This window comes from Acinetobacter portensis (assembly GCF_009372215.1).
Lineage (GTDB): Bacteria > Pseudomonadota > Gammaproteobacteria > Pseudomonadales > Moraxellaceae > Acinetobacter > Acinetobacter portensis.
The window spans coordinates 14,500-27,824 of the sequence record NZ_LWRV01000050.1; the positions used below are offsets into that span (position 1 = coordinate 14,500).

Here is a 13,325-nt window from a genome sequence, read left to right on the forward strand (position 1 = left end):
AAATATTAAATTCTATTGGTGATCATATAGGATATTTTTCAAATACCAATCTGAAAATAGTAAAAGCGATCCATTGATCGCTTTTATTTTATGCTCAAAATTTAACGTGAAATAAAAATTTATTTTTTAGTCGTGTTTTGAACGTAACTATTGATGAGGTTGCGGTAGTCAGGAATATGTTGACTAAATAATGCACCTAAACCTTCAACATCATTACGCCAATCACGGTGTAATTCACATGATGCACCAAACCAAGTCATCAATTGAGCACCAGCATTTGACATGCGATCCCATGCAGAATCACGTGTTAAATGGTTGAAAGTACCCGATGCATCGGTAATCACAAAGACATCAAAATCTTCTTCAAGCGCAGATAAAGCAGGAAATGCTACGCAAACTTCAGTTACAACACCTGCAATAATCAGTTGTTTTTTACCTGTTGCTTTAATCGCTTTAACAAAGTCTTCATTATCCCAAGCATTAATTTGTCCAGGACGGGCAATATAAGGTGCATCGGGGAACATTTCTTTTAATTCAGGAACTAACGGGCCATTTGGACCATCTTCAAAGCTTGTGGTTAAAATGGTTGGAAGATTAAAATATTTTGCGGCAGCAGCAAGTGCTAATACATTATTTTTGAATTTATCAGGGTCGATATCACGAACTAAGGAAAGTAAACCTGTTTGATGATCTACTAATAATACGGCTGCATTGTCTTTATCTAAACGAACGTATGGCTTACCCATAATCGTATCCTCATAAGTGCCTATTGGTGAAGAAATAGATTTATAAAGTAAATCAATTTCTATTGAATCTTCATATTAATAGGATAGTTTTTGCTGATACAGCCCATATTTCAGGATTGATAATCTTAAAAATAAGATAAAAACTTAAAATGGATTTAAATAAATCGAGGTAATCGAGTTTAAATTAAAAAATTGTTCTACTTTTAGGATGCTGTTTTCTGAGTGACCTATTGGTCTATATAGGATTAAATCTTAAAATAGAGCCATGTTAAATCCGAGCGTAGGAGCTTGAGATGAAAAAAATTATAGGCGTATATCGCAATGAAAACATGCATTGGGTGGGTGATGGTTTCCCAATGAAAGGTCTTTTTTCTTATGATCGTTTAGGTCAAGCCATTAGCCCATTTTTGCTTTTGGACTATGCTTCACCTTATCCATTTAAACCAACGAATGAACAGCATGGTGTCGGTTCACATCCGCATCGTGGGTTTGAAACAGTGACTATTGCTTATCAAGGTGAAGTGACTCATAAAGATTCAGCAGGTGGTGGTGGAACCATTAAAACAGGCGATGTTCAATGGATGACAGCAGGTTCAGGTCTTGTTCATGAAGAGTTTCATTCTCCTGAATTTGCGCAAAAAGGTGGATTATTTCAAATGGCACAATTGTGGGTGAATTTACCTGCAAAAGACAAAATGACAGCACCTCGCTATCAAGCTATTGAAGCTAAAGATATTCCTATCATTGAGTTTAAAGATAAGTCGGGTCATTTACGTGTAATTGCAGGTGAATTTGCAAGAAAACATGGTCCTGCATCAACTTTTAGCCCAATTAATGTTTGGGATGGTGAGCTAGTCATTGGTCATAAAGAAATTATTCACGTGCCTGTAGGTCATACAGTTTTATTTGTCGTGCTTGAAGGCGAAATGCTTTTAAATGAAACGCAAAAAGTATTGGATAGTTCCATTGTTATCTTTAATAAAGACAGTGAAACAGATATTCAGCTTGAAGCAACCGTAAATGCGAAATTCTTGGTCTTAACAGGTAAGCCTTTAAATGAACCTATTCAAGGCTATGGACCATTTGTGATGAATACCAAAGAAGAAATCATTAAAGCTTTTGATGATTTTAATAGCGGTAAATTTGGAGAGATTGATGTAAGTCATTAATTTTTTATTATTTATGATGTTTAATCTACAATAAAAAAGCCCTTGAGTTTATCAAGGGCTTTTTTATTTACGCTGTATTTCCATTCTTCTTTTTATTGTGATTTTATTGTTATTATATTTTATTATTGTGATGTATTTATCATTATTGTTGGTGTAATGGTAGTCAATTCGTAATTCTTTGTAAACTACTTTTCAGAAAAAAATTCAATTTTATTGAATGATTTATATCCGGTTTTTTAAATATTTGATAAATCTTTAATAAATTCCTATGTTTGTGTACACATAGTTACATTGTAATTTTGTGTAAACTTTTTGGTGTTGGGGGAGGGTCAGCACAATAAATTAACAATCTGGTAGTTTTTACTAACTGCTTTTTTAAACCGTTAGTTCATAATCTTGATGAGTTAGACAATTAAAGATGGATTATATTTTGGATATTGCAGTCATTGGTAGTGGCATGGCGGGACTCGCTACAGCAAGAATTCTTAAAGATGCAGGGCATAATATAACAATATTCGAAGCCTTAGCTGGTCGTGGCATGGACAGTCATAGCATGGAATTTGAAGGTGGTTTAATTGACGCGCCATTGCGTGTAATGAATCCGCATTTATGGAAGAATACTTTAAGTTTAGCTGCTCACCTTGGTATTAAGACATATCCAGTTCGTACTTATATGGCATGTAGTTGGTTGTTTGAAGATAAAACTGAAACATGGTTGACCACTTCGCGTAGTCGTATTGGTAATTTTCCAATTATCAATAACCGTAAAGGTTTACAACAATATGGCTGGCGTTTAGTGAAGGGCATGTTACAGCTTAAAACTGCAATTGCTAAGTTTTTTAAATCGAAAGATCAAGACATCACACTTGCAGAATTCATCAATAATAATCATATCGAAGAAGTATTTTTACATGGTGCGGTTATGCCTGTGCTTTATACCATTTGTACATGTGATCCAAAGACCATTGGTGAATGGCCAGCAAAACCATTACTGGTCTTTTTACGTCAATTGACAGATGGTGATGCCTTACTTCGCTTGCAAGGCGGTACACCTGCGCTTGTAGATAAACTTATTCAAGGTGTAGACATTAAAAGTGGTTCGCCAATTCGCTGTGTAAAAGAACAAAATGACAAAGTACTTGTTCAAAATGAAGCAGGTGAAAGCTACCAATTCGATAAGGTTGTTGTTGCAACGCCAACGACCAAAATTGAATCATTTCTAGATGCAGAACAATTTGCAGATGACATCGCATTATTGAAAAAATTTAGATTTGAAGATGGTGACTTGGTTATTCATACCGATCAAACGGCTATGCCACCTAAACGTAAAGATTGGGCGGTATTAAGTTATATGATGGATCGTAAATTTACCCGTCAGCAATTTACGGTTTGGTTAAATTCAATTGAGCCATCTTTAGTTGGTAAATCACCTATTTTCCAAACATGGCGTCCAGTTGTAGATATCGATCCGAAGAAAATTATCTCTTCTGTAAAATTGACTCGAGCAGTTGTAGATTCAGATACCATTGCTTTAAATAAAGAGCTTCAAGAACGCAATAAAGCAGCAGATCGCAAAGTGTATTTCTGTGGTTCTTGGTCTTGTGATGGTCTGCCAATTTTAGAATCAGCAGTGACATCAGCAATGAAAATTGCAGAAAATTTTGGCGCACCATTGCCGTTTGTCGGATTAAAACCTAAAGTTGAGGTTGCACCACAACTCGGTTATTAAGAAATGAAATGGCTTCAAGCAATTCGTAAATCTATCCCAAAACATAAATATGCAATTAATGCACAAATGCTAGGAGATGATCGTGAACTTGCTTGGAGTAATTTGGGATATTGGGAAGATACAACATCTTCCTATCCTGAAGCTTGTCAGGCATTAGCAGATCAGCTTGCACAATCTTTAGAATTTACATCGAAACACAACCTTTTAGACCTTGCGTGTGGGCAGGGGGCAAGTCTTATTCATTGGCAAGATGCTTATCAAATTCAAAAAATATCTGCTGTAGAATTACAACAAGAGTGTGTTGAAAACATTAAGTCAGAATATTCAAAATTTGTAGATATTCATTGTGATTCATTTTTGAATTTAAAAAATATTCCATTTCAGCAGAAGTTTGATGTTGTTATTTGTATAGATGCGGCTTATCACTGCAATTTAAATTCATTTGTCAGATCTGCATGTTCAGTTTTAAATTCAAATGGGAAATTCGGATTTCACTATTTGATGCTTTCTGATGAGTGGAAAAATTTAAATTCATTACAAAAGCAAAAATATAAGTGGCTATTAAAAGCTGCGGATGTGAATTTAGATGATTTGATGTCAAAAGCAGAAATGGCTCAAGTTTTAGAAAATAATGAATTCAAAGAGATTCAGATATTAGATTTATCGAAACAGGTATTTGCAGGTTTTGCATCTTATATACAAAACAGTTTGGTATTAAAAACAGATTCTAAAAAGCTAGATCAATTTAAAATTGAAATGACGGCAAAGCTTTGTCGAACATTATATGAAGATGGCTTAATTAAGTATGTGCAGGTCAGCGTTGAAAGATAATTTTAATTATTGTAAAAATACAGACTTTAAAAACATCAAAGCCTCACTATAAAGCGAGGCTAAGAAATGGTGCCGGCACACGGATTCGAACTGTGGACCTACTGATTACAAGTCAGTTGCTCTACCAACTGAGCTATGCCGGCGTTGTGGAATGCATTCTACAGAAAGTTTTTTTGAATGCAAGCTAAAAAGTGAGCGTTTAATTCTATTTTTAAGTTTTTAGTCAAATTAATGAGAAAAGGGCATTTCTAAATGAATAAATCGCCTACTTCATTTGAGTAAGCGATTTATCTATAGGATTAAATATTAAATGGCTAAAGTGAAGTCAGCAGATTATTTACTGCGTAATATTTGGTCTAAATCTTGTGCGCATTCTTCCAAAGTAAATGCAGTGTCTAGTTGTAGTTGAGGTTTTAACTCCATTGCGAGTTTTCTCCATTCATCGATTAGGCGTATGGCTTTTTGGATTTTATGTTTATTCACGTCTTTGGCAATGGTGGGGGTGTATCCTCCGCGTTTAGCGTTTTTGATTTGTTTGACATAATTTGCGCTGTTATTCATGTTCGCTCCCCGAATAGCAGTTTCTATATGTTGTGTTTCTTGGAATAACGCTTTTAAAAGTTCGATGGTTGATATAAAGGTTTAAATGTCACAAATGGTATTCTTTGAAAAATTCAGAAAATACCTGAATATCTGTGATAACTCTTTTTTAACATAGAGTTGCAAGATTGTCTTCAATGTAGCTAAAAGCAATTTGTAATAAAAAGTGTCAAAAAATGAACACTAAAATGTAGAATTTATACGTTCATAAAACCACAATATATAGAGGTTAACTTGGTAAAAGATCCGTCTTTTTCTTTATAGAAAATGGTTGTTTTATCTTCTTAGATTAGCTTTTAAAATAAAAAAGACTTAGATTAAAAATCTAAGTCTTTGATAATTTGGCAGTAAGGGAAGAACTTAATTAGTCGTTTTTTAATTTCTAATTAAATAATCTAAATTATACTAATGTTAATTCTTCAGCATCCTTATTGTTTATAAGACTTTGTTTTAATTGTTTTAATTGATTTAAAATATTAAAAATTAAGGATAGCTGTTGCAAAATAACCAATGATTTTCGATCATCGTCCTCTAAATGTGACAGACGTTGTCGAATATTGTGCATATTTAATTGTGTACTTAGATCAGGAGTTTTATCTTCCAGTAGAACACCGCGAATGGCAATTAAAGCATGATCGAGTAGATCAAAAATTTCCTGATCAAAAATTTGATCACGGTGAGCACCAAGTGCTGAGATATAACTGAGTAATGTATGGTTCAAGCATAAAAACTCAAAAGCAATTTTCTTCTGTTCAGCATCAAAATCGGGTTCAGTTGCTAAAGTTGAAATGAGTGACGCGACTTCTGCATCCGTATTATGTGCAGCACGACGAACCATACGGTAGGTTAGATCGTTATTACGACCAACTTTGTAATGTTGAATCACTTCACTTAAATAATCACATTGCGCGCGCAATGAGCGCTGAATGGTGCGTGGCAGGCGACGGAATTTCCAATCAGGGAAAATGAAGGTCATACCCATCCAAGCTAAACCACAACCAATGATGGTGTCGACCATACGAGGTAATGCAGCGGTATAACCGAGACCATCGAAGTTAAAACTCAGCATTGCTAAAATGGTAATGAAGGCAGTTGCTTGCGCGTATTGCTTACTACGTAGTACGAAGAAAAGAGCACCACTGAGGACAAGAAGAATTAATTGACCTTCTACGGACGGAATAAAATACAGAATAATAAAACCCAAAATAATACCCATGAGCGTACCGACAATCCTTAAGCGCAAACGACGTTTGGTCGCATTAAAGTTAGGTTGGCTGACAAATACACTAGTAAGTAAAATCCAATAACCAAATTGGATATCGGTCATCTGTACAAAAATATAACCAATACATAATACAATAGACAAACGTACGGCATGACGAAATAGTACCGATTCTGGCGTTACATGTTGCTTGATCCGTACAAGAATATCTGCCCAACCTTTTAAGTCATCGTCATTAAGTTGGTGGTCAGAACCTTTGTTGTGATCAAATTTTCTATAACGTTCTGTTTCTAAATTACGTAGCTGCGCATCTATAGATTTTAAATTCTGATACAGCGTAAATAATGAATTGATAAGTACAGGATTATATTGTTTTTCATCACGAAGTTTATTCAGTGAAATTTTAAGGTTTTCAAAAGCGGGTCTGAAACGTTTGTTATGTACATAGGCTTTACGTGACAAAATACTTTCACTTAAATCCTTACATTCCTGTGCTTGAATGAACATGATACGTTGAAAGCGGAATAAAATATCGCTGTGCTGAAAGACTTTGGTCAGCACTTGATAATCCATCTGTGAGGAATTCGCATGCTCGTGAATATCTTGTGCGACAAAATAATATTGCAAGCTATGGCGAGTATCTTTTTGCCCACGGTCACCTTTGAGACGGGTTAATAGAATTGTCCTCATCTCATTAAAAATCGTAATTAATTTGGCATTTTCAAGTGAAAGATCAATCATACTTTGCTGATAACTTTTGGCACTCATATCAACATCAAATAAGTTTGCTTTAGTATATAAAAAGTCACGTAAGGCATCGTAGCATTTGGCTAAATGATCTTGCGCTTTATGTGATGGAAACAATAAGAAACTAATTGTTGATAGAAAACCGTACCAAGCCGCACCAAGCACCAACAAAAAGGCTTGCATGTACCAGTTGTCAAACAAATGTACACCTAGCATGGCGTAAACAGAGGTAATTAAGCAGCCATATGAAAGAGCAGCATAACGATGACCTAAAGAACCTAAAATAATCAGTGCAATGCATGATGATAGTAGGGTAAAGCCAAATAAAATAGGATAAGGGAATAAAATATAAACTGTAACAGCCGTTATAAAAAAACCGATACATATATAAAATTGATTTAAAAGTCGAACTGAAAACCGATCATCAATATCACTTAAACCTGCAGCGACAATACCTAAGCTTAGTGGGATAGTGAGTAATTGCTCATCCATTAAGTATGGAATAAAAGCGGCACCTGCGAACGCGATCAACATACGCAGATGATAGATTGCGCTCGTGTTGTAAATGGTTTGTCTCAGGTATGAGAGCAAGAATTTCAAAAGTTGTCCTTCGATATACTTAGGTCAGAAAAACTCTAAATAAGTATGTGAAATGTTCAGAAAAGTAAAAATGATTTGAGTGGTAAAGAATACTATGGACTATGTAAAGTTGTCTGCACAGTTGGGCTTAAAATTCGAAAGATTATGCAGGGAAAAAGTTGTAAGAGCTGATTTAATTAATTTTGTAAAAGTATCGAATGTAAGATGATGTGAAGTCACATCTCCCTCATTAGAATATTTAACTTTTTTCTAAGGTTTAATATTTTAGATTTGGGCATCTGTAAGTATAGTAACCTTCAATGGGGTTGAGGAATTCTGAGGGTAGTTTATTATACTATTTGTTATCCCTCTAACGAGATCAAGCTTAAAATGGATACAGTAAATTTTATTAGACATTAAAAAAGGCTTAAACTCTTTAGGTTTAAGCCTTTATAAGACATCATGTTAGTACATGATGATGAATTTTGGCGGTGAGAGAGGGATTCGAACCCTCGATACGCGCAAACGTATACACACTTTCCAGGCGTGCTCCTTAAGCCACTCGGACACCTCACCATATAGGCGATGGATAATAACGAAAAAAAAATATTATGCCAAGCTGAAACAATTGATTTAAAGAAAAACTTTTATGGTGGTGATATGATTCGCCAAAATACTGTCTAAAATGAAGACAAAATATGCAAAATACTGCAAAAAAAGCGGCATTGCCTGTGATTACCTTGGCAGCACTTGGTGTGGTCTTTGGTGATATTGGTACAAGCCCGCTTTATGCACTACGTCAATGTTTCTTAACGGCTCACTTAGCAATTACAGATGCTACGGTGTTAGGTATTCTCTCCCTCATATTTTGGTGCATGATGCTCAGCATCAGCTTCAAATACGTCACTATTATTATGCGTGCAGACAACAACGGTGAAGGCGGTATTATGTCTTTACTCGCATTGAATCTGCGAACAAACCGAATTGCGGAAAAAAAGAAAATTTATTTGATTGCACTTGGCTTTATTGGTGCATCACTCTTTTTTGGCGATGGCATTATCACGCCTGCAATTTCAGTGTTATCTGCGATTGAAGGTATTAGCATTGCAACGCCAATGCTTAATCATTGGTTAGAGCCACTTTCTATTGGTATTTTGGCAGGGCTATTCTTAGTTCAGCGCCATGGTACCGCAACAATGGGTAAGTTCTTTGGACCGCTGACGTTGCTGTGGTTCTTGGCGATTGGTGCTTTAGGTGTATGGAGTATTATCCAAACACCATTTGTACTTTCAATGGTGAGTCCACATTGGGCATTTAACTTTATTGTTCATCAACCTTATGTTGCATTTTTAACAATGGGTGCTGTTATTTTAACGATGACAGGTGGTGAAGCGCTTTATGCCGACATGGGGCATTTTGGTAGATTGCCGATTCGTTTAGCGTGGTTTATTGTTGTTTCACCTTGTTTATTACTCAACTACGCAGGGCAAGGTGCATTATTACTGCGTAATCCTGAAGCCATTGCTAACCCGTTTTATATGCTTGTGCCAGAATGGGCGTTGTTTCCTATGATTGGACTTGCAACGGCAGCAGCGGTCATTGCATCTCAAGCCGTGATTACAGGCGTATTCTCGATGGTGAACCAAGCGATTCAATTGCGCTATTTACCACGCCTTACGGTGCGACATACATCCGATGTTGAACAAGGACAAATCTATATCCCATTTATTAATTGGGTACTTTTCATTTCTGTCCTCATTTTAATTCTACTCTTTAAAAATAGTGCAAACCTTGCAAGCGCTTATGGTGTAGCAGTGACCATGACCATGCTTTGCGGTACGATTTTAATTACGGTGCTCGCGTATGGTTTATGGCGTTGGCCATTATGGAAAATCATATTGTTTGCAACGCCATTCTTAATATTAGATTTCATTTTCGTTGCATCAACATCGCTTAAAATTGTGTCTGGTGGATGGGTGCCAATTATGATTGGTGCAGTGTTATTTACAATTTTAATGACATGGAAAGATGGGCGAGCGCTTGTTTTAAAGCGTTTGGAACGAGATGCTTTACCTATCGATTTATTTATTAAAAGTGTGAATTTTGGCTCTGAAACCAAGTTTGTACCAGGTGATGCCATCTTCTTAACAGGAACACCTAATATTGTTCCGCATGCGATGCTTCATAATATCAAACATAATAAAGTGTTACATGAACGCAATATTATGGTGACGATCATCACAAAAGATGTCCCTTATGTCTCGCAAGAAGAGCGGCTCATGACAGAAATGCTTGATGAGCATTTTTACAGAATTACCATGTATTACGGTTTTAAAGATCAGCCAAATATTACACATGCCCTACAGCAGGCATATGAAGAACTCGATTTTGAATATGACTTGATGCAAGTGAGTTTCTTTATTTCACGTGATCGTATTATTCATTCTGTGGGTGATGGTATGGCGCCATGGCGTGAAAAGCTCTTTATTTCCTTACAGAGAAATACAAGTCCTGTGAGTGACTTTTATCAACTTCCAACGAACCGAGTGGTGGAGCTGGGAAGTCAAATTGAAATTTAGGTAGTTATTTTCTATTTAGTAAATTTCAAGCATAAAAAAACCAGAATTTATTCTGGTTTTTTTATATTTAAAGCGTGGCAAATATTATTGCGCTGGCGCTTCTGGTGCAGCAGTTTCAGATGCAGGCGCTTCTTCAGTTGTTACTACGTCAGATGCAGCATTTTCGTCAGCAACAGCGTCAGATGCTGCTACTTCAGATGCAGGCGCTTCGTTAGTTGCTTGAGCATTAGCTTCACCTAGAATTTTGATTTTTCCGCTAGCAGCTAATTCTTGTAAAGAACCTGGTTGACCATTTACAGTTGTAGAAATTTTAGCTTGAGATAAACTTTCTAGAGTTTCACCTGGCTGAATTGCTGGCTCAGCAAAAGCTGCTACGCTGATGATGCCAGCGATAAGACCTAAACCTAAAATTTTAGAACCTGTAACTTTAGAAGAACGCATAAAATACTCCAAAAAAAATAATGATTTTGCTTATTCGTATTTTACAGTGCCATATTTTGAAGATCGGGTGCTACTAAACACACGAAAACTCAAATAGATTACCTAAGAACTCCATATAAAAAAGACATGTTGTTACAACATAGTATTTCTGTATATTTCATTTTGACTATTTGTTGGTCGAACAGATTGTGCAGCATATACAAGTCTTGTAGCGCTTGCTAATCTGCTGAAAAATTATGTATATGTACAGTACTTGCAGATCTAATGGCGAAGAAAAGAACCAGTTCGAAAAATATTTTTACTCAACTTTTTGGGCAAAATGGTTTAAAAATTGTTTTAGGCTTAGTTGCGTCAGGAAGCTTTGCAATTGCATTTGGGCAAGAAAAAATTAGCCAATGGATTTCGTTGCCATCATCATCCTCTTCAAGTTCTGCATGTGCAGGACAATTCTATAAAGAAGTTCCGCCATTTTTAGCCAAAGAATCTTTAAGTAAAAATACATATCCACTGTGTTTTAATGGCTTTAATGTGATGTATTCAGGTGTGTCGAAAACACCTCTTTGGGTTGCTGAAGCGCTTACACCAAAACGTTTAAGTCAAAAAATTCCACGGGAAGATAGCTTTCATGAGGAACTTAAAGTTCCAACAGCATATCGGGCGACTTTGGCAGACTATAAAGCTTCAGGATATGACCGTGGTCATATGGCTCCGAATGCCGATATGCCAACAAAAGCATCTCAATCGGATAGTTTTTCTTTAGCGAATATGGTACCTCAAGCGCCAAAAAATAATCAAAAAGTATGGCGTGAATTAGAAGAAGCAACTCGTGCCATTGTGACCAAGCAAAAGCATGATGTGTATGTGGTCACAGGTCCAACATTTACAGGCAAGAAGTTAAAAACCATTGGGAACAGTAAAGTGATTGTTCCAACTGCTGTTTTTAAAGCTATTTATATTCCTAAAACGGGGGCGATTGGTGCTTATTACGCTCCGAATGATAACTCGCTCAATGTAAGAGTCGTGAGTATTTGCTACTTAGAAGAACAATTGGGGATGAATATTTTCCCACAATTAACCGAAGAGCAAAAACGTAATACATATAAATTGCCTTTAAAGGCAAATTTGGTAAAAGCCAATCAAGCAATTACATATTCATATTGGGATGCAGAAAGCCAATGTGCGGAAGATGTGTCGAATGATCAATTGGTTGCTGTGAAAAATCAATTTAAGTCGAATGGTTCAAGTTCACAAAGTTCAAATTCAGAAAGCTCTAATCAATCAAGTTCAAATCAACCAAGCGTAGATCCAAGTACTCAAGATGCCATTGTGAAGCAACTTGTAGAAGCTTTATTGCAATATATTTTGCAGTTGCTAAGATAATATCGACAGCATAATATGCAGGGTAGGAAAATTAAAAATCCTATTTATATAACAAAAAATAGAGTGAGATAAATATGTTTAAAGCTTTTGAAAATGGAACAGAATCGCATTCAATTCATGATCTCACTATAGAAAATGATGTTGATCGAGTGAGTATTTATGGCAATTTGCAAGTCACTAAAGATCAAGCAGGATTAAAAGCAGCGCAGGCTTTACAAGTAGTCGTTAATCAACTTGTGCAGCAATTAGAAAGTGAAGAAAATTTACCTGAAAAAATTCAAAATAAAGACGAAGATGAAATCGAGAATCCATTTTTATAAAAATATTTCAGTATTCAGAATGTTCCACATGGAACATAAAAAAGCCCACATCATGTGGGCTTTTTCATGAAAGTGACTAAAGGAATTAATCTGCTTTTTTAGCAATAAGGTTGTATAAAAAAGCACCAATGATAGCACCGACAATTGGTGCAACCCAGAACGCCCACAATTGCCTCATTGCTGCAGTTTCAGCAAAGAATGCAACACCTGTACTACGTGCAGGGTTTACAGATGTATTTGTCACAGGAATGCTAATTAAATGAATCAGTGTTAAAGCCAAACCAATTGCAATTGGGGCAAAACCTGCAGGAGCACGTTTGTCTGTAGAACCCATAATCACAATTAAGAAGAATGCTGTTAATACCACTTCAATAATTAAAGCAGAAACCAATGAGTATTTACCTGGTGATAACTCACCATAGCCATTAGAGGCAAATCCGCCAGTGCCTACAAAACCTGCTTGACCTTGAACAATAATATAAAGAACTAGTGCTGCTAAGGTTGCACCAATCACTTGTGAAATAATATAAGGAGCAAGTTCTTTTGCGTCAAAACGCCCACCTGCCCATAAACCAATACTTACCGCAGGGTTGAAGTGACCACCTGAAATATGACCTAAAGCATAAGCACCTGTTAAAACGGTTAAACCGAATGCAAGTGATACACCTACGAAACCAATACCAAGTTCAGGGAATGCGGCAGCTAGTACAGCACTACCACATCCACCAAATACAAGCCAAAAGGTACCAAGTAGCTCTGCTAAATATTTATTCATTTATTTCTCCAGCAATTTATTTTTACTGCTTTATTTAGAGGTTAAAACAATTATATGTATTTATTGTTGCAAGCGCACTTTAGCGCTAATTTTAATCATTTTCAAATTTCATCTATTTTAACAAGATGATATTGCTGTATTTTGAGAGTGTTTAAAGGAGTATGAAAGTTGACTATTCAATAAATAACTATAGCTAAATACTAAATA

The 13,325-nt window shown here is 35.9% G+C and carries 11 protein-coding genes and 2 tRNA genes; 6 read left to right on the plus strand and 7 right to left on the minus strand.

The genetic code is table 11. The annotated features are described in order from the left end of the window. Positions 1 to 119 precede the first annotated feature (119 nt). Positions 120 to 746 (minus strand): isochorismate family cysteine hydrolase YcaC, encoded by a 627-nt coding sequence (gene ycaC, locus A6M14_RS05455; protein ID WP_152873996.1) that lies wholly within the window; start codon positions 744 to 746, stop codon positions 120 to 122. A gap of 293 nt (positions 747 to 1,039) precedes the next feature. Between ycaC and A6M14_RS05460 the strand changes: the two genes are divergently transcribed. The 3 genes from A6M14_RS05460 to A6M14_RS05470 all read left to right on the plus strand — a co-directional run bounded on the left by A6M14_RS05460 (position 1,040) and on the right by A6M14_RS05470 (position 4,475). After that, on the plus strand, positions 1,040 to 1,915 hold the full coding sequence (locus tag A6M14_RS05460; protein ID WP_152873997.1) for a pirin family protein: 876 nt from the start codon (positions 1,040 to 1,042) through the stop codon (positions 1,913 to 1,915). A gap of 430 nt (positions 1,916 to 2,345) precedes the next feature. Continuing rightward, entirely contained in the window at positions 2,346 to 3,644 is a 1,299-nt protein-coding gene (locus A6M14_RS05465) for an FAD-dependent oxidoreductase (RefSeq protein WP_187349131.1), read from the plus strand. Positions 3,645 to 3,647: 3 nt separating this feature from the next. Beyond that, positions 3,648 to 4,475 (plus strand): SAM-dependent methyltransferase, encoded by an 828-nt coding sequence (locus A6M14_RS05470; protein ID WP_152873999.1) that lies wholly within the window; start codon positions 3,648 to 3,650, stop codon positions 4,473 to 4,475. A 67-nt stretch (positions 4,476 to 4,542) separates the two neighbouring features. Here the strand turns inward: A6M14_RS05470 and A6M14_RS05475 are convergent. The 4 genes from A6M14_RS05475 to A6M14_RS05490 all read right to left on the minus strand — a co-directional run bounded on the left by A6M14_RS05475 (position 4,543) and on the right by A6M14_RS05490 (position 8,199). Beyond that, positions 4,543 to 4,618: transfer RNA gene (locus A6M14_RS05475), tRNA-Thr, on the minus strand. A 190-nt stretch (positions 4,619 to 4,808) separates the two neighbouring features. Beyond that, positions 4,809 to 5,036 carry a hypothetical protein gene (locus A6M14_RS05480; RefSeq protein WP_152874000.1) on the minus strand — a complete coding sequence of 76 codons (228 nt, stop codon included), beginning with the start codon at positions 5,034 to 5,036 and terminating at the stop codon, positions 4,809 to 4,811. A gap of 439 nt (positions 5,037 to 5,475) precedes the next feature. Further along, positions 5,476 to 7,644: a YccS family putative transporter gene (gene yccS / locus A6M14_RS05485; protein WP_152874001.1), complete on the minus strand. Its 2,169-nt coding sequence runs from the start codon at positions 7,642 to 7,644 to the stop codon at positions 5,476 to 5,478. A 465-nt stretch (positions 7,645 to 8,109) separates the two neighbouring features. Then, positions 8,110 to 8,199 (minus strand) — tRNA-Ser (locus tag A6M14_RS05490). Positions 8,200 to 8,321: 122 nt separating this feature from the next. Here A6M14_RS05490 and A6M14_RS05495 point away from each other — a divergent pair. Next, on the plus strand, positions 8,322 to 10,202 hold the full coding sequence (locus A6M14_RS05495; RefSeq protein WP_152874002.1) for a potassium transporter Kup: 1,881 nt from the start codon (positions 8,322 to 8,324) through the stop codon (positions 10,200 to 10,202). Between the two features lie 84 nt (positions 10,203 to 10,286). Here A6M14_RS05495 and A6M14_RS14255 read toward each other — a convergent pair whose 3' ends face one another. Beyond that, positions 10,287 to 10,643, minus strand: a complete 357-nt coding sequence (locus tag A6M14_RS14255; protein WP_228720287.1) for a hypothetical protein — start codon at positions 10,641 to 10,643, stop codon at positions 10,287 to 10,289. Positions 10,644 to 10,907: 264 nt separating this feature from the next. Here A6M14_RS14255 and A6M14_RS05505 point away from each other — a divergent pair, with 264 nt between their 5' ends. Together A6M14_RS05505 and A6M14_RS05510 are read left to right on the plus strand one after the other, a co-directional pair. After that, positions 10,908 to 12,023, plus strand: coding sequence for a DNA/RNA non-specific endonuclease (locus tag A6M14_RS05505; RefSeq protein WP_152874003.1), 1,116 nt, complete (start codon positions 10,908 to 10,910; stop codon positions 12,021 to 12,023). A gap of 74 nt (positions 12,024 to 12,097) precedes the next feature. Further along, the gene (locus A6M14_RS05510) at positions 12,098 to 12,343 is read left to right on the plus strand and encodes a hypothetical protein (RefSeq protein WP_152874004.1); all 246 of its coding nucleotides are present in this window, start codon (positions 12,098 to 12,100) and stop codon (positions 12,341 to 12,343) included. Between the two features lie 85 nt (positions 12,344 to 12,428). Here A6M14_RS05510 and aqpZ read toward each other — a convergent pair whose 3' ends face one another. After that, the gene (gene aqpZ / locus A6M14_RS05515) at positions 12,429 to 13,118 is read right to left on the minus strand and encodes an aquaporin Z (protein WP_152874005.1); all 690 of its coding nucleotides are present in this window, start codon (positions 13,116 to 13,118) and stop codon (positions 12,429 to 12,431) included. Positions 13,119 to 13,325 lie beyond the last annotated feature (207 nt).

What these genes read in the sequence shown, in the direction of transcription:
- ycaC (WP_152873996.1), bottom strand. Translation starts at nt 746, where the DNA reads ATGGGTAAGCCATACGTTCGTTTAGATAAAGACAATGCAGCCGTATTA.
- A6M14_RS05460 (WP_152873997.1), top strand. Translation starts at nt 1,040, where the DNA reads ATGAAAAAAATTATAGGCGTATATCGCAATGAAAACATGCATTGGGTG.
- A6M14_RS05470 (WP_152873999.1), top strand. Translation starts at nt 3,648, where the DNA reads ATGAAATGGCTTCAAGCAATTCGTAAATCTATCCCAAAACATAAATAT.
- A6M14_RS05480 (WP_152874000.1), bottom strand. Translation starts at nt 5,036, where the DNA reads ATGAATAACAGCGCAAATTATGTCAAACAAATCAAAAACGCTAAACGC.
- A6M14_RS05495 (WP_152874002.1), top strand. Translation starts at nt 8,322, where the DNA reads ATGCAAAATACTGCAAAAAAAGCGGCATTGCCTGTGATTACCTTGGCA.
- A6M14_RS14255 (WP_228720287.1), bottom strand. Translation starts at nt 10,643, where the DNA reads ATGCGTTCTTCTAAAGTTACAGGTTCTAAAATTTTAGGTTTAGGTCTT.
- A6M14_RS05505 (WP_152874003.1), top strand. Translation starts at nt 10,908, where the DNA reads ATGGCGAAGAAAAGAACCAGTTCGAAAAATATTTTTACTCAACTTTTT.
- A6M14_RS05510 (WP_152874004.1), top strand. Translation starts at nt 12,098, where the DNA reads ATGTTTAAAGCTTTTGAAAATGGAACAGAATCGCATTCAATTCATGAT.
- aqpZ (WP_152874005.1), bottom strand. Translation starts at nt 13,118, where the DNA reads ATGAATAAATATTTAGCAGAGCTACTTGGTACCTTTTGGCTTGTATTT.